General features: G+C 64.4%; 16 protein-coding genes and 1 pseudogene. 2 read left to right on the top strand and 15 right to left on the bottom strand.

What is annotated here, in order from left to right; all coding sequences use genetic code 11:
- Nucleotide 1 precedes the first annotated feature (1 nt).
- The 15 genes and pseudogenes from ACFFWD_RS16095 to urtA all read right to left on the bottom strand — a co-directional run bounded on the left by ACFFWD_RS16095 (nucleotide 2) and on the right by urtA (nucleotide 16380).
- Nucleotides 2-760 carry an SDR family NAD(P)-dependent oxidoreductase gene (locus ACFFWD_RS16095; RefSeq protein WP_376966747.1) on the bottom strand — a complete coding sequence of 253 codons (759 nt, stop codon included), beginning with the start codon at nucleotides 758-760 and terminating at the stop codon, nucleotides 2-4.
- 93 nt (nucleotides 761-853) lie between these two features.
- Nucleotides 854-1936: a zinc-binding dehydrogenase gene (locus tag ACFFWD_RS16090; protein ID WP_376966745.1), complete on the bottom strand. Its 1083-nt coding sequence runs from the start codon at nucleotides 1934-1936 to the stop codon at nucleotides 854-856.
- Nucleotides 1937-1978: 42 nt separating this feature from the next.
- Nucleotides 1979-3424: an autotransporter outer membrane beta-barrel domain-containing protein gene (locus tag ACFFWD_RS16085; RefSeq protein ID WP_376966743.1), complete on the bottom strand. Its 1446-nt coding sequence runs from the start codon at nucleotides 3422-3424 to the stop codon at nucleotides 1979-1981.
- Nucleotides 3425-3471: 47 nt separating this feature from the next.
- Entirely contained in the window at nucleotides 3472-6090 is a 2619-nt protein-coding gene (locus ACFFWD_RS16080; RefSeq protein WP_376966741.1) for a beta strand repeat-containing protein, read from the bottom strand.
- Nucleotides 6091-6311: 221 nt separating this feature from the next.
- Nucleotides 6312-6398 (bottom strand): annotated as a pseudogene (locus ACFFWD_RS16075) (autotransporter outer membrane beta-barrel domain-containing protein); the annotation flags it as partial.
- 92 nt (nucleotides 6399-6490) lie between these two features.
- On the bottom strand, nucleotides 6491-7480 hold the full coding sequence (locus ACFFWD_RS16070) for a DMT family transporter (protein WP_376966739.1): 990 nt from the start codon (nucleotides 7478-7480) through the stop codon (nucleotides 6491-6493).
- 283 nt (nucleotides 7481-7763) lie between these two features.
- A complete protein-coding gene (locus tag ACFFWD_RS16065) occupies nucleotides 7764-8603 on the bottom strand; it encodes an aldo/keto reductase (RefSeq protein WP_376966737.1) in 840 nt (279 codons plus the stop codon).
- A gap of 176 nt (nucleotides 8604-8779) precedes the next feature.
- Nucleotides 8780-9112 (bottom strand): GYD domain-containing protein, encoded by a 333-nt coding sequence (locus ACFFWD_RS16060; RefSeq protein ID WP_376966735.1) that lies wholly within the window; start codon nucleotides 9110-9112, stop codon nucleotides 8780-8782.
- Nucleotides 9113-9787: 675 nt separating this feature from the next.
- Nucleotides 9788-10135: an FmdB family zinc ribbon protein gene (locus tag ACFFWD_RS16055; RefSeq protein ID WP_376966733.1), complete on the bottom strand. Its 348-nt coding sequence runs from the start codon at nucleotides 10133-10135 to the stop codon at nucleotides 9788-9790.
- A gap of 89 nt (nucleotides 10136-10224) precedes the next feature.
- Nucleotides 10225-11454, bottom strand: a complete 1230-nt coding sequence (gene fmdA / locus ACFFWD_RS16050; RefSeq protein WP_376966731.1) for a formamidase — start codon at nucleotides 11452-11454, stop codon at nucleotides 10225-10227.
- A gap of 43 nt (nucleotides 11455-11497) precedes the next feature.
- On the bottom strand, nucleotides 11498-12187 hold the full coding sequence (gene urtE / locus ACFFWD_RS16045; protein ID WP_376966729.1) for an urea ABC transporter ATP-binding subunit UrtE: 690 nt from the start codon (nucleotides 12185-12187) through the stop codon (nucleotides 11498-11500).
- Between the two features lie 11 nt (nucleotides 12188-12198).
- Nucleotides 12199-12954, bottom strand: a complete 756-nt coding sequence (gene urtD, locus ACFFWD_RS16040) for an urea ABC transporter ATP-binding protein UrtD (protein WP_376966728.1) — start codon at nucleotides 12952-12954, stop codon at nucleotides 12199-12201.
- Between the two features lie 12 nt (nucleotides 12955-12966).
- Nucleotides 12967-14103, bottom strand: a complete 1137-nt coding sequence (gene urtC / locus ACFFWD_RS16035) for an urea ABC transporter permease subunit UrtC (RefSeq protein ID WP_376966726.1) — start codon at nucleotides 14101-14103, stop codon at nucleotides 12967-12969.
- A 17-nt stretch (nucleotides 14104-14120) separates the two neighbouring features.
- On the bottom strand, nucleotides 14121-15047 hold the full coding sequence (gene urtB, locus ACFFWD_RS16030) for an urea ABC transporter permease subunit UrtB (protein ID WP_376966724.1): 927 nt from the start codon (nucleotides 15045-15047) through the stop codon (nucleotides 14121-14123).
- Between the two features lie 124 nt (nucleotides 15048-15171).
- Nucleotides 15172-16380: an urea ABC transporter substrate-binding protein gene (urtA, locus tag ACFFWD_RS16025; protein ID WP_376966834.1), complete on the bottom strand. Its 1209-nt coding sequence runs from the start codon at nucleotides 16378-16380 to the stop codon at nucleotides 15172-15174.
- A 226-nt stretch (nucleotides 16381-16606) separates the two neighbouring features.
- Here urtA and ACFFWD_RS16020 point away from each other — a divergent pair, with 226 nt between their 5' ends.
- Together ACFFWD_RS16020 and ACFFWD_RS16015 are read left to right on the top strand one after the other, a co-directional pair.
- Nucleotides 16607-19975, top strand: a complete 3369-nt coding sequence (locus ACFFWD_RS16020) for a hybrid sensor histidine kinase/response regulator (protein WP_376966722.1) — start codon at nucleotides 16607-16609, stop codon at nucleotides 19973-19975.
- Nucleotides 19965-20888 carry a response regulator gene (locus ACFFWD_RS16015; RefSeq protein WP_376966720.1) on the top strand — a complete coding sequence of 308 codons (924 nt, stop codon included), beginning with the start codon at nucleotides 19965-19967 and terminating at the stop codon, nucleotides 20886-20888. The genes ACFFWD_RS16020 and ACFFWD_RS16015 overlap by 11 nt, the downstream gene beginning before the upstream one ends.
- The last annotated feature ends 69 nt before the right edge of the window (nucleotides 20889-20957 follow it).

Raw genomic sequence — 20957 nt, 5'->3', positions numbered from 1 at the left:
ATCACATCAAGGTCAGGCCGCCATCGACCGGCAGCATCGCGCCGGTGATATGACCGGCTTCGGGCGACAGCAGAAAGGCGATCACGGCGGCGACCTCGCCGGACTCGGCGAGGCGCTGCATCGGATTGGTTTTTGCAACCCGCTCCCAGGTTTGCGTATCAAGCGCGCCGAACAGGCCGGGATCCTTGCGCGTGTAGCCGGGCACCACGGCATTCGCGGTTGAGCACGACGCGGCAAGCTCGATCGCGAGCGACTTGACCAGCACTTCGAGCGCGGCTTTCGCCGCGGCCGAGCCCGGATAGGTGGCGCCGGGCACGAAGCGATGCGGACCGAAGCTCGAGACTGCAACGACGCGCGCGAGCGCGTTACGCGTGAGATCCGGCAGCGCGGCCGCCGCCATCTCGTGGAAGGCCGCCGCCATCACAGCGAAAGCGCGCTCCAGGCCCTCGCGCGGCAGGCTGGCAAAATCGCGCCGGTCGGCAAAGCCCGCGGCGTGCACGATGGCATCGACCGGTCCGAACGCGGCGCGCGCTGCGCTGACAAGATCGGCGCCGGTGCCGGCCTTCGCCAGATCGCCGGTCCGCCATTCGACGCGGGCACCGGCGCCCCGGCACGCCTCGGCGACCGCCGTCAGCCGTTCGAGCCCGGCCGCGTCCGCGCCCTGCCCGTGCAGCATCAGGCATTGATCGGGGCCGGCCAGCCGGCGCGCAACCGCTGCGCCAATGCCGGAGCCGCCTCCGGTGATGATGGAAACTCGCATAAACCTGAGTGACGTCTGTGCTCTCGATGACGGTGAACTATAGGTTCACGCCTGCGAATTGCAAACCGGCGTGGACGCAGAGCTGAGCTCAACTCACCGCCAGGGCTCGATGAGGATCTTGGTGTGCGCCTCGGGATTGGCGAGGTCGGTAAACGCCTGCGCGACGCCCTCGATGCCGATACGGCCGGTGATCAGCGACGCCGCATCGACCTGCCCTTCCGCAATCAGCCGCAGCGACCAGGCGAACTCCTCCGGCGTGTAGCCGAGGACATATTGCACGTTGAGCTCCTTCATGATGCCGAGCATCGGCTCGGAGCGGTCGGTCTCCATGCAGACGCCGACCACCACGATGCGCGCATCGCGCGGCGCGCCCTCGAACACCTGCTGCAACAAGCCGGGCACGCCGACGCATTCGAAGATCAGCGCGGGCTTCAGCGCCGGCAGATGGGCCTGGAACGGCGGCCGCGCGGCCTTTTCCGCATCCGACATCTGCGCGTGCTCGGCCCAGCTCGCGTAAGGCTGCGTCTTCGCGGGATCGACGACGATGTCGGCGCCCATCTTCTCCGCGAGCCGGCGCCGCGTCGGCGAGTAGTCGGCGGCGACGATCGGATGCAGGCCCTTGATCTTCAGCGCAGCGATGACAGCGAGCCCGACCGGGCCGCAGCCGATCACCAGCGGCACCTCGCCGCCCCTGATATCGGCCTTCGCCACCGCGTGCACACCGACCGCGAGCGGCTCGGTCAGCGCCGCATGCTCGGCCGCAAGGCCGTTCGGCACCTCCAGAAGCAGGGGCTCGCTGAGCAGCATGCGCTCGGCATAGGCGCCGGGATTGTCGTTGGAATAGCCGATGCCCTGCGGCCCCGTCGGCGTCACCAGCGCCGGCAGCGAGCACACCCTAGTGCCGGGCTTCAGCTTGCGGGCGCTGTCAGGACCATAGTCGAGGATCTCGCAGCAGAACTCGTGGCCGAACACGACGTCGCGCGACAGATCCATCGGCTTGCGGCCGGGAAAGAATTTCGACATTTCCACCATGCGGTGGGCGTGCTTGCGCGCATGGAGGTCGGATCCGCAGATGCCGCAGGCGAGCGACTTGACCAGCACCTGGCCGGCGCCCGGCTTGGGTTCCGGCATGGTGTCGACGACGATCTCGCCGTTCCTGAAGATGGCTGCGCGCATGGTTCCTCCTGACTGGGTTTTGCCCAGTCATAGCACAGGGGATCACCACGAATAGCGCATAACACCCTTGCCGGCGTAGGATTGCGTTACGCCGGAGAATTCGCCTTCGAACGTCGCGGCGGCCGACCAGCCGTTGCGCCACTTCATCTCGGCGGAGGCCGTGGTCAGCGCGGAATCGCGCGCCTGCGCCGCGCCGTTCACGACAAAGGCGGTGCCCGGCAGCGCCTGGAACACCGCGCCGATGTTGCGGTCCGGATTGAAATCATGCGCCCAGGCGACCCGGCCGCGCAACGTCAACAGGCCAGAGTCGAGCGCAAACGACCTGTCGGTGCGCAGGCCGAGCTCGCTGCGGGTATCGGTGACGCTCTTGGCGGTGTAGTTGAGCGCGAAGGCGCCGCCGCCGGAGACGACGGCTTCGGCGTAGTTCGGCAGGTTGAAGGTCGCAAACTGCCCCGCGACGTAGGGCGTCACGCCCATCAACGGCGTCGCATAGCGATAGCCGCTCTCGAGCCGGCCCGACCATGTGTTGGCGTTGAACTCGGCGCGCAGATGATCGATACCGGCCGCTGTGACGATGCGGTCGGTCGTGACATCCTGCCAGCCATAGGCGAGCGCCGCGCTGATATAGGCGGGACCGATATTGTGGCGCACGAACGCGCCGGCCTGGAACAGGTCGGAGCGTCCCCAGCCGAGCCCGTTGACGCTGAAGTTCGTGCCGCCGCCGGCGAGCGCGAAGCCTGTGATCGTGTTCGGCGAGACGCGATAGTCGACGCCGACGGCGGTGCCGTAGACGCTGCTGGTCGTGTTGTTCGATCCGATCACCGCGTTGCCGCTGGTGGTCTGCGAGCCGCCATAGCCCGCCGCCCAGACGCTCCAGCGCTGGTCGAAATCGAGCTGCGGTGCCGGCGCCTTGCGATAAATGCTGGCGAAGGCGTCGCGCGCATCGGTCTTGCGCGCCGCATCGACGAGCGAAGCGCTCTCTTCCGCGAACGGCACAGCACTCGCACCACCACCGAGGCCGCCATCGCGGCCGGCGACGAACGGGTCGGTCAACAGCCCGAGGAACAGGCCCATCGCATTGAACGTCGCCTGCTGCGAACCGGTCGCGCCCTCGCCCGAGGCCTGCGTCAGCCCGGTCGGCGTCAGGCCGGCAAACACGGCGCTGATGCCGCCATTGGCGTTGAAGAAGTTCTGCAGCGTGGTCGCGACGTTCTGCTGTTTGACGTTGAGGTTCGACTTCGCGCCGTAATCGAGCGTGAAGTTCAGATAGGCGTGCGTTGCGTCGTAGCTGAGGCTGGCAACCAGGCCTGACGGCAGGCCGAGCGGGTCGACGCCGCTGAACGTTCCGCTGACGCCGCGAGCTGCAGTCAGGATGCTGTACTGCTTCGTCACGTTGCTACCCGGCAGGAAGGCCGCGCCAACCAAGCCGTTGAGCGAGGCAGTGCCGGTCACGTTGGCGAAAGTCGAGGTGGTTGAGTCGAGCTGCACCAGATAGAGCGCGCCCGATTGGAAAGCGAGATTGCCCCCCGCAACTCCTATGATAACGGCGCCTTCACGAAGGATGATGGGCTGATACCGCCGGCGACGGTTGTGAAGCTCCCCGGCGTGCCGTTGCCGGGCATGAAAATGCCGCCGCTCGCGATCGTGGTGTTGCCGACGGTGCCGACGCCGGTGAGCAAGCCACCCGCGTTCACGGTGGTGAGCCCAGACGACGCGATCGAACCGTCGACCTGCAGGATACCGCCATTGACCGCGGTGGTGCCGGTATAGGTGTTGGTGCCCGACAGGATCAGCGTGCCGCTGCCGGTCTTCTCCAGATTGCCCGCCCCCAACGGGCCGCAGCCGCACGGGTTGAAGTCGGCGATCACGCCGCTCATCGTTGTCGAGTGATTGTTGCCGCCGACCACGAGTGTGTTGCCACCACCGATGAAGTAGCTGCCGGAACCCGCAATCGAGCCCGCGGTGATGCGGCGATCGCCGTTCGGCCCGACGCTGCCGCCGAAATCGACAAAGCCGGAGCCGTTGGTAATGAACTGCGCGGCGCCGCCGGTCGAGTTGCCGGTAAAGCTGACATTGGCGCCGCTTTCGGTGGTGATCGTGGCGTTGCCGCCCGTCGCATAGGCGTCGAAGATCAGGATGCCGCCGGACCGGTTGATAATCGTCGCGTTGCCCGCGGTCGGCGCTTCCGTCCGGCTGAAACCGGAGGTGCCGAAATAGGTGAGGCTGCTGTTGTCGATCGTCGCATTGCCCGCCGTGCTGTTCATGAAGAAGCCGGTGAAGCCGCCAGCTGAGTTGACGATGATTGCGGAAGCGGCCGACGCGGACTCGAAGAACAGTGTCGATCCACCATTGCTGTGGTTCGTGATGGTGGCGTGACCGGCGTTGGTGTGCGCCAGGAACACCGCACCGCCCCCGCTGAAATTGTCGATCACCGCATTGCCCGCCGTGCTGGCATCCGAGCCGCCGGGCGGACCGAGCGCATCACCAAAGACCACCCTGCCGCCGTTGGTGTTCTTGAAGACGGCATTGCCGGCGGAGCTGGTGTCGCGGAATACCGTGAGGCCGCCGTTGACGTTGACGATGGTCGCGGTCCCCGCCGTGGTGGCGTTGTGGAACATCGTGGTGGCCTGTCCAAGCAAGCCATCGTTGACGATTTTGGTGATCCCCGCCGTGTTGGCGTTAACGATGCCGAACAAGCCTTCGACATCAACGGTGCCGACGAGCGAGGCCGTATGCGTCGCATCGCCCAGTTGCAGCGCCGCGCAGGCGCAGATCGTCGTGCCGCCGGTATAGGTGTTGTTGCCCAGCAGCACCACGGCGCCGCCACCGGCGACAGAGCTGTCCGCCACCGTCAGCTTGCCGTGGCCAATGCCGTCGCTGATATTGCCGGCGATCGTCAGCGTCGTGCCGTTGGCGTCGATCGCGCTGCCGTTGAGGCTGCTGTCGATCTTGAAATTATTCTTGAAGGTCAGATTGCTCAGGCCATCGGCGAGGAACAACGCATTATCGAGCGTGACGGTGCCTGTGCCGACCGAAGAGTTGTTGGTCACCTGCACCGCGGTGCCGGTCACCTTGGTGCCACCGGAATAGGTGTTGACGCCCGACAGCACCGTGAGGCCACCTCCGCCGGTCGTATCCGTCAAGTGCAACACGCCGGTGGCGCCGTTGCCGTTGGAGATCACCCCCGACAGCGTCAAGACCGTGCCGTTGCTGTCGATCGTGCCGCCGCCCGTGTTGACCTTGAAACCGTTGGTGAAGGTCAGGCTGCTCGCGCCGACGGCCTGGAACGTGCCGCGGTCCAGCGTCACCGCACCAAAGCCGACCGACTGGTTGTTGGTGACCCGCAGCGTGGCGCCGCTGACGAGGGTGCCGCCGGCATAGGTGTTGACGCCGGACAGCACCGTGGTGCCGAAGCCGCCGCTGGAATCGGTCACCTGCAGCACGCCGGTCGCGCCGTTGCCGTTGGCAATGATGCCCGACAGCGTCAGCATCACGCCGTTATTGTCGACGGTGCCGCCATTGGTATTGACGTTGAAATTGTTGGTGAAGGTCAGGCCGCCGGCGCCATTGGTCTGGAACGCACCGCCGTCGAGCGTCACCGCGCCCGACCCGACCGAATTGTTGTTGGTGACCTGCACCGTGCCGGCCGCGATCAACGTCCCGCCGGAATAGGTGTTGTTACCGGACAGGATCAGCGTGCTCGCGCCGAGTTGCCCGACCTGGGCGCCGGGAGCCGATTCACCAATGTTGTTGGCGATCGAAATGAACTGGCCCGCATTGGCCAGGTTGAAGACACCCCAGACCCCCGACCCGAAATTGATGTCGGCGCCGCCCACAGAATAGGATTGCGAGTTCGCGGTGAAGGTCCAGGAATAGGGCTTGACCGTGCTGGTCACGCCGATCGACGCCGATCCGGTCGCGTCGAAAATCGCTGCCTGGCCATTCGTCGTCGGCGGCGCGCCGGCGGGCGGATTGGACCAGTTGGATCCAAGGTTGTAGTCCGACGTCGCAGACGTGCTGCCGGAGCCGGCCCAGGTATAGAACTGGGCTTGCGCCGACCCCATCGGCAACAGGCTTGCCGCGACCGCGACGCAGAACGGCAGCGCCGTGACGCCGCGCTGCAGCCGGCCTCGAAACAACAAATGAAAACGCACCTTACCGCCCCAATGACCTCGCGCGCTCTGCGGCGCTAAAGCCTGCAACCTAGCATGCGCGTCCCCCGGTGACCTGGGAATCAGTCGCTAATTCCTTGCTTGAACACGGGAAAACGGAGTCTTTCCGGGCCATCTGTTGTACCCGTGCAACGCTAGCAAAGGCAGACTTCGCAATCTGCGCACGATGTCGCAGGGCACGCGCTCATCGTTAACCCTATGTCCCAGGCGGCGCGGCCGCGCAGCGTGAGCACGCCGCCGTCGGGCGCAAACGATTTGTCGGTACGCAGTCCGAATTCGCTGCGGGCGTCTTCTCAGTCCGTGCACTGGTGCGGATAATCCGCCGCGCCGGCCCTGCAGCTGCAAGGATTCCCGGCGGCTGTGGCGAAAAGGATACGCGCTGTCAGGCGTTCGGCGACGGCTCGCCCGGAACGTTGAGCAATTGCGAGCGGCGCATCCGCTCGCGATGCGCGGTGTAGAGGCCGGAGGCGACGATGAAGGCGGCGCCGAGGATAGTCCAGTGGTCGGGCACCTCGCCGAAGATCAGGAAGCCGAGGATGCTGACCCACAGCAATTGTGTGTAGGAGAACGGCGCAAGCACCGAGGCATCGCCATAGCGGAACGCGAGCACGACGATCCACTGCCCCGCGGTGGAGGCGACGCCGATCAGGATGCCGAACATGATGTCGTGCCAGGTCGGCGTGACCCAGACGAACGGCACCAGCGCGGTGAGGATCGCAACGCCCGCGATCGACGAATAGGCCATGATGGTGAGCGAGCGTTCACCGCCGCTCATCATCCGCGTCATGATCAGCGTGCAGGCCCAGGCCAGCGCCGAGACCAGCGGGAAGAACGCCGCCGGATGGAACGCGCCGGTGCCCGGCCGCAAGATGATCAGCACGCCGACGAGGCCGACCGCGGTCGCGATCCAGCGCCGCAAGCCAACCTTCTCGCCGAGGAAGACGATCGACAGCGCGGTGACGAACAGCGGCGCGACGAAACCGGTGGCCGAGGCCTCCGCGATCGGCAGGAAGCGCAACCCGGAGATGAAGAACAGCGATGAGCCGAGCAGCGTCGCACCGCGCAACAGATGCAGGCCCGGCCGCTTGGTCTGCATCGCGAACAGCGGCGAGCCGGGCATCATGGCCGGCGACATGATCAGCGCGAACACCAGGAAGCGCAGCCAGGTGATTTCGATCGAAGGCAGCGTGGCCGAGAGATATTTCGCGGTGACGTCGGAGGTTCCCAGGAACACCGTCGACAGCAGGATCAGCGCGATGCCCTTGAACGGCCGGTCGGCGCGCGCGGGCGCCTTGCGAGCGGCGGTCTTCTTTTCGGGCAACGGCAAATGTGCGCTGTCCAGCCTAGCGGCTGCGGCGGGGGGCGGCGTCACGGCAATCTCGAGGGCAAAACAAAGCGAATCTGCGAGATTCCACACAACGCCAATTCCGCCGCAAGAACAATGCCCGAAAACGGGACTCCGATATGCATCAGCGCACGCGACGGCCTGCCGCAGGCCGCGCGCGGCCGCGATTGAAACATTTCGTTAAGAACTGTGTGAAGCTAGCGCGCGATGGGTTGAATCATCTGTCCGCAGACTCGTTTCACCTCTCCCGCTTGCGGGGGAGGGAGCGCAGTGTCGTCGCGGTCGCCAATTCGACTTAATCTCATCACCCCTACAGCATCGGCAATCCGCGCGGCTTCGGCCCGCGCGGAAACGCCTTGTCGAGCGCGGCGATATCGCCGTCGCTGAGCTTCAGATCACCCGCGGCGGCATTCTCGTCCGCATGGTCCGCACGCGACGCTTTCGGGATCGCGAACACCGCGGGACCACGCGTGAGGAAGCTCAGCGCGACCTGGCGCGGAGTTGCCTTGTGCGCCTCCGCGATCGATTGCAGCAGCGCGCCGCCTTTGCTCGATGGCGACGGGAAATCATCGTGGCCGAACGGCGAATAGGCGACGACGGCGACGCCGTGCACCTCGCACCAGGGGATCACCGCGTGCTCGATCGCACGCTCCTTGAGATGATAGAGCACCTGGTTGCAGGCGATCGCGCCCTCGCCCGCGACATCGAGCAGCTCGTCGAGATCGTCGGCGTCGAAATTGCTGACACCCCAGGAGCGGATCTTGCCGGCGGCGATCAACTCGTCGAACGCCGCGACGGTGTCGGCGAGCGGATAGGAGCCGCGCCAGTGCAAGAGATAGCAATCGAGACGATCGGTCTTCAGCCGCTTCAGCGAGCGCTCGCAGGCGGCGATGGTGCCGCGCCGCGACGCGTTGCTCGGCAGCACCTTCGAGACAAGAAAGAGCTTGTCGCGCTGGCCCGCGATCGCATCCGCGATCACGAGCTCGGCGTCGCCATACATCTGCGCGGTGTCGATATGGGTCATGCCGGCATCTATGCCGCGCTTGAGCGCGGCGACCGCGGCCTTGCGGTCGGCGCGGTCGAGATACCAGGTGCCCTGCCCAATCAGCGCGACCTGTGGGCCGCCTCCGCCGAATTTTCTTGTTTGCACGATCGCCTCGTTCGTCCAAGGAAGCCGCGCGGACCATAAAGGAAGTGTGAGGCGATGTCGCGGCAAAGGCGCATGTACAGTGGGCGAAGGCGCGCTTGCGCCGTGCCCACCATTCTCGTTCGGTGCGCGTTAAGGTGGGCACGCTTTCGCTTTGCCCACCCTACATTACCGCGCGATCAACGCCCCGGCGGAACGTATGCCGTCGCATAGCGCGACGCCTTCTCGGCAATGCCTTTGAATTCGCCGAGCGTCCATGCGCGTACCGTTTCGATCTTGGCCACGGCGCCGCTCGCGTTTGCGGCCATGCCGACGGCGACCGCGTCTGACCCATCGGGCATTTCGGTGATGACGACGACGTCATGCGGCCCCGTCGTCATGTAGGCGGCCAAGAGCTTGCCGCCTGCCTTCTCCACGACTGCCTTGATCGCTTCGGTGCGATCGATCGGCTTGTCCATGATGCCCTTGATGCCGGCGTTGGAATATGAGGCATAGGTGACGAATAAAGGCATTTTCTCCTCCGTATCACGGTTGTCTGAAGATGCACTTTAAGATTGGGATGGACCCGATATCGGGGCCGAGATCGATGCCCGCCGACGGCATGCGTCGTTGCCATTTGATATCAAAGGGAGACTTCGGCACGTCCAACTGGCAACTCGATGCCGATTATATGCCATCCGTGCGGTCAGCGACATCGCTCGCTGCTGGCACGTTTCACATACCCATTTTTGGATGAACTGCGCCGAGCGCGGCGCGGGCGTTGAATCGGGTATGCGTTGCCGGCATTGGCCAGACGCGCGGTATTATGGCGTAAACGCCACAAGCGCCAAAAACAGAAGGCCGCCAACCGAGGCGGCCTTATCGCATAAACGCCAGGATCAGCGCCATCGTGACGAGGGCGTATGTACTGGTAACAGTGATGCCGAGGTACAGCCGCCCCATGGTGGCCTCCTATTGCGCACGCTGTCCCCGCACGGCAACCTTAAATACTTACTTTAACGGCCGCACAATCGGAATTCCGACTCATAATTCTGCGGACAACGGAGCGTGCATTAACCCATGCGGGTTAACCCCATATTGGATAGGGAACTCCGGGAACAGGGTAGGCCGGGGAGCATTGCGCCGTGCCCACCACTTCTGGCCGCACGTGTGAAGGTGGGCGCGCTGTCGCCTTACCCACCTACACTTCAGTGGCTGATCATCCAGGGCCGTGCGGTTGGAAAGCCCTTGGCGCCGCTCTTCGTCTTGGTCGTCAACCGCGCCGGATTCTTCCTGCCGGTCGAGCAGCAGCCGCAACCGGGGGCGTGCGCGGCCTTGTACTGATCGAGCGTCTTCGGCGCATGGCGGCTCTGCTCATTGGTGGCGTGCGCCTTGCGCTTGTCCTGGGGCATGCAGAAGAACGCCGGCGCGGTCAGGATGACGCGCGGCGACGTCGCCTCGCATTGCGGGCAGTCCTGCGGCAGGTCGCACTCGGCCATCGGCCGCATATCGGTGAACGGGCCGCAATCGTTGCAGAGATATTCGTAGACGGGCATTTTCAATCCTTGCGCGTTCGTGCGTGAGCCTCCGGCGATGGATGCGGGGCGGCCAGGAACGCAGCCGTCCCGCACCCTTCGCGCAGGGATCACTTGTCCGGCGAGATCGGCATCTGCACGTCGCCCTTGATGTGCTTCACTGGACCCGCCGACGACGGCATGATGTCGAAGTCAAAAATCTCCGTCGGCAACCACAGCGTGGCGCAGGCGTTGGGCACGTCGACCACGCCGGAGATGTGGCCCTGGCACGGCGCGGTGCCGAGGATCGAATAGGCCTGGGCGCCGGAATAGCCGAACTTCTTCAGATACTCGATCGCGTTGAGACAAGCCTGGCGATAGGCGATGTGGACGTCGAGGTAATGCTGCTTGCCGGCTTCATCCACCGAGATGCCTTCGAAGATCAAATAGTCCTTGTAGTTCGGCGTGATCGGCGATGGCTTGAACACGGGGTTCTTGATGCCGTATTTCGCGACGCCGTCCTTGATGATTTCGACCTTCAAATGCAGCCAGCCGGCCATCTCGATCGCACCGCAGAAGGTGATCTCGCCGTCGCCCTGGCTGAAATGCAGGTCGCCCATCGACAGCCCGCCGCCGGGCACATAGACCGGGAAATAGATCTTCGAGCCGCGCGAGAGATCCTTGATGTCGCAATTGCCGCCGTGCTCGCGCGGCGGCACGGTGCGGGCGCCTTCGAGGCCGATTTTCGCCTTGACGTCGCCCCTGGCTTGTCCGGCATGCGCGGTCGGCGCAAACGGCGGATTGGCAAGGCCCGGCACGCGGGTCGGGTTGGTCGCGATCAGCTCGGCCTCGCGCGCGTTCCAGGTCGCGAGCATCTTCGGATCGGGCAGACAGCCGATCAGGCCGGGATGGATCAGGGCGGCGAAGTTGACTCCGGGCACGTGGCGCGACGAGGTGTAGAGACCCTTGATGTCCCAGATCGACTTCTGCGCCAGCGGGAAGTGATCGGTGAGAAAGCCGCCGCCATTCTGCTTGGAGAAGAAGCCGTTGAAGCCCCACAGGCTCTCCTTCAGGGGACCGACGTCGAGCAGGTCAACCACGAGCAGATCGCCGGGCTCGGCGCCCTTGACGCCGATCGGGCCGGACAGGAAGTGCACGATCGAGAGATCAATGTCGCGCACGTCGTCGGCGGAATCGTTGTTCTTGATGAAGCCGCCGGTCCAGTCATACGTCTCGATGATGAAGTCGTCGCCCGGATTGACCCACGCCACGATCGGAATATCCGGATGCCAGCGATTATGGACCTTGTCGTTTTCGTAGGCCGACTTGGTGAGATCGACCTTGATCAGTGTCTCTGGCATCGAGATGCTCCCCTTGGGTTACTAGCTGCGTGAATGTTTGTGGTCAGACGGACAAATATTTCGAGATCTGCGCGGCATCGACGCTGTTGCGCGGATCGTCGCGGACGATCTCGCCGTTCTCGATGACGAGCACGCGGTCGGCGATGTCGAGCGCAAAGCTCAACACCTGCTCGGAGACGACGATCGACAGGCCCCGCTCGTCGCGGATGCGCTTCAAGGTCCGCGCCATGTCCTTGATGATCGACGGCTGGATGCCTTCGGTCGGCTCGTCGAGCAGCAACACCTTCGGCTTGGTCGCGAGCGCGCGCGCGATCGCGAGCTGCTGCTGCTGACCGCCGGAGAGGTTGCCGCCGCGGCGGCCCTTCATCTCCAACAGCACCGGAAACAGCTCATAGATATCGCCGGGCACTTCGGAACCGCCGGAGACGACGAGCCCGGTCTCGATATTCTCCTTCACCGTCATGGTCGAGAAGATCATGCGGCCTTGCGGCACATAGGCGAGGCCTTTTGCCACCCGCTCGTAGCTCTTCATGGCGCCGAGCTCGGTGCCGTCCATGGTCACCTTGCCGCTCCTGGCCGGCAGGATGCCCATCAGCGATTTCATCAGCGTGGTCTTGCCCATGCCGTTGCGGCCCATGATCGCGACGATCTCGTTCGGCGCGACTGACACGTTGAGGTCGTGCAGCACCTCGCTCTGGCCGTAGGCGACGTGAAGATCGGAGATTGCCAGCATCGATGCGCCCCTCAATGGCCGAGATAAACTTCAACAACCTTCGGATCGTTCTTGACGTGCTCCATCGTCCCCTCGGACAGGATCTGCCCCTGATGCAGCACCGTGACCTTGTGGGCGATGTCCTCGACGAACTTCATGTCGTGCTCGATCACCAGCACCGAGCGGTCCTTGATGATGCGGTTGAGCAGCTCGGCGGTCTTGGCGCGTTCACTGACGCTCATGCCGGCGACGGGCTCGTCGAGCATCAGCAGGTCCGGGTCCTGGATCAGCAGCATGCCGATCTCGAGCCACTGCTTCTGGCCGTGGCTGAGCTGGTCGGCAGAGGTGTTGAGGCGATCCTTCAGGAAGATCATCTCGGCGACCTCCTCGACGCGCTGCTTGACGGCCTCGTCGCGCTGGAAGGTCAGCGAGCCGAACACGGTGCGGCCGCGCGGGAAGGAGATTTCGAGGTTCTCGAACACGGTGAGGTCCTCGAACACCGACGGCGTCTGGAACTTGCGCCCCACACCGGCCTGCACGATCTCGTTCTCGCGGAGCTTCGTCAGCTCCTGGCCGCGAAACTGGATCGAGCCCGAGGTGGCCCGGGTCTTGCCGCAGATCAGGTCGAGCACCGTGGTCTTGCCGGCACCGTTCGGGCCGATGATGACGCGGATCTCGTTCTCCTCGACATAGAAGGAGAGATCGTTGACCGCCTTGAAGCCGTCAAAGGAGACGGTGAGGCCGCTTACGGCGAGCAGGAAGTCCTTTGGCTGATGGCCGATGAACATGATCGCCTCCCCTTATTCCGCCGGTGCGCCGTCGGCGACGTAGCCGGCCGCCGATTTCGGTTTGCGTGACGCGAGCAGGCGATCGATGCGCGGCTGGACGTGATCGGCCCAGATGCCGGAGAGCCCGTTCGGGAAGGCCAGCACCACCGCGATGAACAGCGCGCCGAGCCCGAACAGCCAGAGCTGCGGGAAGGATTCCGAGAGACCGGTCTTGGCGAAGTTGACGAGCAGCGAACCCCACACTGCGCCGAAGATCGACATCCGGCCGCCGACCGCGGTGTAGATCACCATCTCGATCGACGGCACGATGCCGACGAAGGACGGCGACATGAAGCCGACCTCGAGCGTGAACATCGCCCCGCCGATCGCGGCGAACACCGCAGCCGCGCAGAAGGCGAAGATCTTGAAGTTGGCGACGCTGTACCCGGAGAAACGCACGCGGTCCTCCTGCTCCCTCATCGCAACCAGGATGCGCCCGAGTTTTGTCAGACGGATGAACTGCGCGGCGAAGATGCAACCGAACAACAATACCACCTCGACGAAATAGAGGATGTACTTGGCGTGATCGGTGCGGATATCCCAGCCATGCAGCGTGCGCAGGTCGGTGATCCCGTTGATGCCGCCGGTGTAGCCCTGCTGGCCGACGATCAGGATCGTCATGATCGCCGCGATCGCCTGCGTGATGATCGCGAAGTAGACGCCGCCGACGCGGCGCTTGAACATCGCGGCGCCGATGATGAAGGCGAAGATCGCGGGAACCAGGATGATCGCGATCAGCGCGACCGGGAAACTGTGGAACGGCTTCCAGAAAAACGGCAGCGCGGTGAGCTGGTTCCAGTCCATGAAGTCGGGAATGCCCGGCGTCGACTGGATCTTGGTGTTCGCAACCGACGACGCCTCGAGCTTGAGATACATCGCCATGCAATAGCCGCCGAGACCGAAGAACACGCCCTGCCCCAGACTCAGAATGCCGCCATAGCCCCAGCACAGCACGAGACCGATGCCGACGAAGGCGTAGGTCAGGTATTTGGCGACGAGGTTGAGGCGGAAGATATCCAGCGACAGCGGCAGGATCACAAACAGGAGAGCTGCGAGCGCAAGGAAGCCGACCAGTTCGGAGTGATTGAAGAAGCGCGAGTTGATGATCATGACCAGCCTGCTTGTTCCTACTTGCGGACCTTGAGCGCGAAGAGCCCCTGCGGACGCATCATCAGGATCGCGACGATCGCAAGCAGCGTGATGACCTTGGCCATCGATCCCGACATGAAGAACTCCAGCGTCGACTGCGTCTGTGAGATCGAGAACGCGGAGGCGATGGTGCCGAACAGTGAGGCGGCGCCGCCGAACACGACGACCAGGAAGGTGTCGACGATGTAGAGCTGGCCGGCGGTCGGCCCGGTCGAGCCGATCATGGTGAAGGCTGAGCCGGCGATACCCGCAATGCCGCAGCCGAGGCCGAAGGTGTAGCGGTCGACCTTCTCGGTGTTGATGCCGACGGCGCCCGCCATCACGCGGTTCTGCACCACGGCGCGCACCTGCTTGCCCCAGCTCGACCAGAACAGCACATACGCAACTGCAATGGTAATCAGGATGGTCAGCGCCATCACGAACATGCCGTTGATCGGGATCTGGATCGAGTCGGTCGCCTGCCAGGAGCCCATCATCCATTCCGGCAGCTCGACGCCGACCTCGCGGGCGCCGAAGATCGAGCGGTAGGCTTGCTGCAGGATCAGGCTCAGCCCCCAGGTCGCGAGCAGCGTATCGAGCGGGCGCTTGTAGAGATGACGGATCAGCCCCCACTCGACCAGCATGCCGAGCGAGCCCGAGGCGATGAACGCCAAGATCATCGCGATGAAGAAGTAACCGGGAAACAGCCAGGGCGCGACATGCTGGACCGCGTTCGACGTCATCCAGGTGACGTAGGCGCCGAGAATCATGAACTCGCCATGGGCCATGTTGATAACGCCCATCTGGCCGAAGATGATGGCGAGCCCCAGTGCCATCAGCACGTAGACGGAGAACAGGATGAGCCCGGCAAATCCCTGCATCGCCAGGATGGCGCCGAGATCGCCGATCGAATAGTCACCGAACATGTGGTCCTCCGTCATTCCGGGAGCATGCGTCGCGACGATGCCGCGACGCCTGATCAGGGGCGTGGACGCTGCCGTCCACGCCGTGGTGCGTTGAGGGAGAGGAGCGCGCCTTAAGCGCGCGCTCTCACTGGTAGCCCTTGGGGAACGGATCCGGCTCGACGAGATCGGCGGTCTCGTAGATCAGCTCGTACTGGCCGTCCGCCTTGGCGCGACCGACGCGGGTCTTCGACCACAAATGATGGTTCTCGTGGATGCGGACATAGCCTTCCGGCGCGCCCTTGAACTCGACGCCGGGCGAGGCCGCCGCGACCTTGTCGATGTCGAAGCTTCCCGCCTTCTCCACCGTCAGCTTCCAGAGCCACGGGCCGAGATAGGCGGCCTGGGTGACGTCGCCGATCACGGTCTTCTCGCCCCACATCTTCTTGAAGGCGGGCACGAAGGCCTTGTTGTTGGCGTTATCGAGCGACTGGAAGTACTTCATGCAGGCATAGGCGCCGGCGATGTTCTCGCCGCCTATGCCGTCGATCTCGTCCTCGGTCACCGAGATCGTGAGCAGCGTCTGCTTCGACAGATCGATGCCGGCCGCCTTGAGCTGCTTGTAGAAGGCGACGTTGGAGCCGCCGACGATGATCGCGTAGATCACGTCGGGCTTGGTCAGCTTGATCTTGTTGATGACCGAGTTGAACTGGGTCGAGCCGAGCGGGAAGTATTCTTCGCCGACGACCTTGGAGTCCTTCAGATGGCCCTCAATGTGCTTGCGCGCGATCTTGTTCGAGGTGCGCGGCCAGATGTAGTCGGAGCCGAGCAGATAGAAGGTTTTTGCACCCTTGGTCTTCTGCACCCAGTCGAGCCCGGCGATGATCTGCTGCGTCGCCTCCTGGCCGGTGTAGATGACGTTCTTGGACTGCTCGAGACCCTCATAGAAGGTCGGATAATAGAGCATGCCGTTGTACTGCTCGAACACCGGCAGCACGGCCTTGCGCGATGCCGAGGTCCAGCAGCCCATCACGGCCGCGCATTTGTCGTTGACCAAGAGCTTCTTGGCCTTTTCCGCAAAGGTCGGCCAGTCGCTGGCGCCGTCTTCCTGGATGAACTTGATCTTGCGGCCGAGCACGCCGCCGGCGGCGTTGATCTGCTCGATCGCGAGCTTCTCGGCCTCCACCGACCCGGTCTCCGAGATCGCCATGGTGCCGGTGACGGAATGGAGGATGCCGACGGTCACTTCACTATCTGTGACTGCAAGACCAGTCGTATTGACCACGGCGGTTGCGGGAACGTCCGCGAATGAGGGACGGGACAACATCGAGACGGCCGGCAGCGCGGCCATTCCCATCAAGAGCTTGCGGCGGAGCGGAGACTGCAGGCCTGGTTTTGATACGTCTGACATGAGCACCCCATTGGTTCGACAACGCTTATTGGTGGGGCGAGGATTGCTCAGTTTTGTGCAGCGCACTGATACGTGAGATCGCGTATACTGCACCGCAAAATAGCGACGTAGGTTCTGGTACGGGATTTGCCAGCAACAAACGCGGGCAATCCCGGATCAGGAGCTAGGCACAGTGGCAGGGCGGCAGCGGATCGACCGCGTCAGACGCCAGTACAACCAGTGGGTTGCGAACCAGACGCTGGAAGACTATGCGCTGCGCTTCACGGCCAAGAGCGCGCGGCGCTGGTCGGCCGCCCGCGTCGCCAACACTGCGCTCGGCGCGATCTCCTTCCTGGCGCTGGAGGCGATCGGCGGCACCATCACGCTGAACTACGGCGCGATGAACGCATCCGCCGCGATCCTCGTCGTCAGCGTCATCATCTTCCTGTGCGGACTGCCGATCGCCTATCACGCCGCCAAATGCGGCATCGATATCGACCTGCTGACCCGCGGCGCCGGCTTCGGCTATATCGGCTCGACCATCACCTCGCTGATCTACGCCTCCTTCACCTTCATTTTCTTCGCGATCGAGGCCGTGATCCTGGCGAGCGCGCTCGACATGTGCTTCGGCATCCCACGGCCGATCGGCTACCTGATCAGCGCAGTCGTAATCATCCCGCTCGTGATCTACGGCATCACGCTGATCAGCCGCTTCCAGCTCTGGACCCAGCCGCTCTGGGTCATCCTCCACATCATGCCGTTCGCGGCGATCGCCTGGGCCAATCCGCATTCGTTCGCGGAGTGGCGCACATTCGCCGGCGAGCATGGCGATGCCGGCGGCCATCTCGATCTCCTGCTGTTCGGCACTGCGGCCTCGGTCGTGTTCGCGCTGGTGGCGCAGATCGGCGAGCAGGTCGATTTCCTGCGCTTCCTGCCGCGCGACCGCCGCACCTCGCGCAAGGCCTGGTGGATCGCGCTGCTCTCCGCCGGGCCCGGCTGGATCGTGCTCGGTGCGCTGAAGCTGCTCGCGGGCTCCTTCCTCGCGTTCTTCGCGCTGAGCCACGGCGTCCCCGCCGAGCACGCCGCCGAGCCGGCGAACATGTATCTCGAGGCGTTCCGCTACGTGCTGTCGCAGCCGGATCTCGCGATGGCGCTGACCGGCACCTTCGTCATCCTGTCGCAGGTCAAGATCAACGTCACCAACGCCTATGCCGGCTCGATCGCCTGGTCGAACTTCTTTTCCCGCCTCACCCACTCGCATCCCGGCCGCGTGGTCTGGCTGGTGTTCAACGTCGTGGTCGCGCTGCTGTTGATGGAGATCGGCGTCTACAAGGCGCTGGAGCAGACGCTCGCGCTCTATTCAAACGTCGCGATCGCCTGGGTCGGCGCGCTGGTCGCCGACCTCGTCATCAACAAGCCGCTCGGCCTGCGCCCGCAGCACATCGAGTTCAAGCGCGCGCATCTCTGCGACATCAACCCGGTCGGCGTCGGCGCGATGACGATCGCAACCATCGTCTCGATCAGCGCATTCTACGGCCTGTTCGGGCCGACCGCGAAGGCGCTGTCGGCCTTCGTCGCGCTCGCGGTCGCCTTCATCGCCGCACCGCTGATCGCCTGGGCCACCGACGGCAAGTATTACATCGCGCGCAAGCCGAAGCGGAGCTGGCAGAACATTGAATCGATCCAGTGCTGTATCTGCGAGCACTCGTTCGAGCCGGAGGACATGGCCTCCTGCCCGGCCTATGCCGGCCCGATCTGCTCGCTGTGCTGTTCGCTCGACGCGCGCTGCCACGACCTCTGCAAGCCGCATGCGCGGATCGGCGCGCAGGTGGCGGAGACCTTGGGCAAGCTGATGCCGCAGCCGATCTACGCCCGCATCAACTCGCAGCTCGGCCATTACCTCGGCGTGTTCGCGGTCTCCGCCGGCCTCGTCGGGCTGGTGCTCGGCCTGATCTATCTGCAGACATCGGCGACCGTGCACGCCGACGAGCTGCTCGCCGACGTGCTGCGGAAGGTGTTCTTTGCGCTGATCCTCATCATCGGCGTGGTGGCGTGGCTGTTCGTCCTGGCGCAGCAGAGCCGGCGCGCGGCAGAGGCCGAAACGCGGCGGCAGACCACGCTGCTGATCCAGGAGATCGACGCCCACAAGCGCACCGACGCCGAGCTGCAGCGCGCCAAGGAGGTCGCGGAATCAGCCAACCTCGCCAAGAGCCGCTATGTCGTGGGCTTAAGCCATGAGCTGCGCTCGCCGCTAAACGCCATATCCGGCTATGCGCAACTGCTGGAGCAGGACACCAGCTTGCAGGCGCGGCCACGCGATCAGGTCCGCGTGGTCCGCCGCAGCGCCGACCATTTGTCCGGGCTGATCGACGGCATCCTCGACATCTCCAAGATCGAGGCCGGCCGCCTCTATCTCTCCCGCGACGAGGTGCGCCTGAGCGATTTCCTCGACCAGCTCGTCGGCATGTTCCGCCTGCAGGCCGCGGCCAAGGGCATCGACTTCGTGTTCAAGCGGCCGGCGGTGCTGCCGCTCGTGGTTTATGCCGACGAGAAACGGCTGCGGCAGATCCTGATCAACCTGCTGTCGAACGCGATCAAGTTCACGCAGACCGGGCTCGTGCAATTCATCGTGCATTATCGCAGTCCGGTCGCCGAGTTCGAGGTGACCGACACCGGACCAGGCATCCAGCCCGACGATCTCGAACGCATCTTCGCGCCGTTCGAGCGCGGCGCGCTCGGCGTTGCGCAGCCGCAGACCGGCACCGGGCTCGGGCTAACCATCAGCCGCCTGCTCGCGGGCGTGATGGGCGGCGACATCAAGGTGACCTCGACCGTCGGCGCCGGCTCCACGTTCCGCGTCAAGCTGTTGCTCTCCGAGGTCACCAATCCGCGCCGGGAGGCTCCGGTCGACGCGACCGTCTATGGCTATCACGGCCCGCGCAAGACCATCCTGATCACCGACGACGATCCGACCCACCGCGACCTCCTGCGCGAGGTGCTGGCGCCGCTCGGCTTCATCCTGCTTAGCGCGCCCGACGGGCCGGGTTGCCTCGCGCTGGCGCAGCATTGCCGGCCCGATTTGTTCCTGCTCGACATCTCCATGGCCGGCATGGACGGCTGGACTGTGGCCGAGACCTTGCGCGCAGCCGGCCATCACCAGGCGCGCATCCTGATGATCTCGGCGAGCGCGCTGGAGGCGCACGGTGCGCCGCTGGCGCAGCCGTTCCACGACGGCTACCTGATGAAGCCGATCGATATTCCGCGCTTGCTCGAAACCATCCGCCAATTGCTCAGGATCGAATGGCAATACGAGGCCGAGCCGGTCGCGCCCCCGCAATGGAAGCCGGACACCGGCGCGCGGCCGCCGGTGAAATATGTCGAGGAGCTGATCGGCCTCGGGCAACTCGGCTATATCAGGGCGATCCAGCTCAAGCTCGACGAGATCGGCAATGACCACCCCGAACATGCCGATTTCGTCGCGCAGATGCGCGCGCTGATCGATCGGTTCGATCTCGACCAATACATGGCGACGTTGAAGACATTGCACAGCTATGACCATTGAACAAAAGAAGCGCGACGTCGCGCTCGTCGTCGACGACTCTCCCGAAACGCTCCGTCTGCTTACCGACGCGCTCGACGGCGCCGGCATGACCGTGATGGTGGCGCTCGACGGCGCCTCCGCGATGCGGATCGTCGACCAGATCACGCCTGACATCGTGCTGCTCGACGCGGTGATGCCGGGCATGGACGGCTTCGAGACCTGCCGGCGGCTGAAGCGCGACGCCGGGCTCGACGGCGTGCCGATCATCTTCATGACGGGGCTGGCCGAGACCGAGCACATCGTGCGCGGGCTGGAGGCCGGCGGCGTCGACTATGTGACAAAACCGATCGTGGTCGAGGAAATGCTGGCGCGCATCCGCGTCCATCTCGCCAACGCGCGCATGACCCAGAGCGCGCGTGCCGCGCTCGACGTCTCCGGCCGCTATTTGCTTGCGGTCAACAGCGCGGGCAAGCTCTTATGGGCGACGCCGCAGGCGCAAAGGCTGCTGTCCGACACGCTAGCCGACACCGAGGATTTCGCGCTGCCCGACCCGATGCCGCAATGGCTCGACCAGGCGCAGAAAGGCAAATCGGGGACCAAGACCGCGACCATGGCGTCGTTCCCCGGCAACGAACAGCTTCGCCTGCAATATATGGGCAAGCTCGGCCCCAACGAATTCCTGCTACGGCTCGCCAAGGACACCAGCGGCGACATGCCGGCTGAATTCTCCTCTGAACTCGGCCTCACCACCCGCGAGGGCGAGGTGCTGTCCTGGCTCTCCAAGGGCAAGACCAACCGCGACATCGCGCAGATCCTGGGCCTGAGCCCGCGGACCGTGGATAAGCATCTCGAGCAGATTTATTCGAAGCTCGGCGTGGAGAACCGGACGGCGGCAGCAGCCATCGCGGTGAATGCGAGGAACCGGAAGGGGTGAGCTTTCTGTCCGTCATCCTTGTATGGGGTGTGAGGTGTCAAGAGGGCGTCGTTTGTTGGCGGCGGTCTT

This window comes from Bradyrhizobium erythrophlei, assembly GCF_042430365.1.
Taxonomy (GTDB): Bacteria; Pseudomonadota; Alphaproteobacteria; order Rhizobiales; family Xanthobacteraceae; genus Bradyrhizobium; species Bradyrhizobium erythrophlei.
This window is presented reverse-complemented; position numbering and strand designations above follow the sequence as displayed.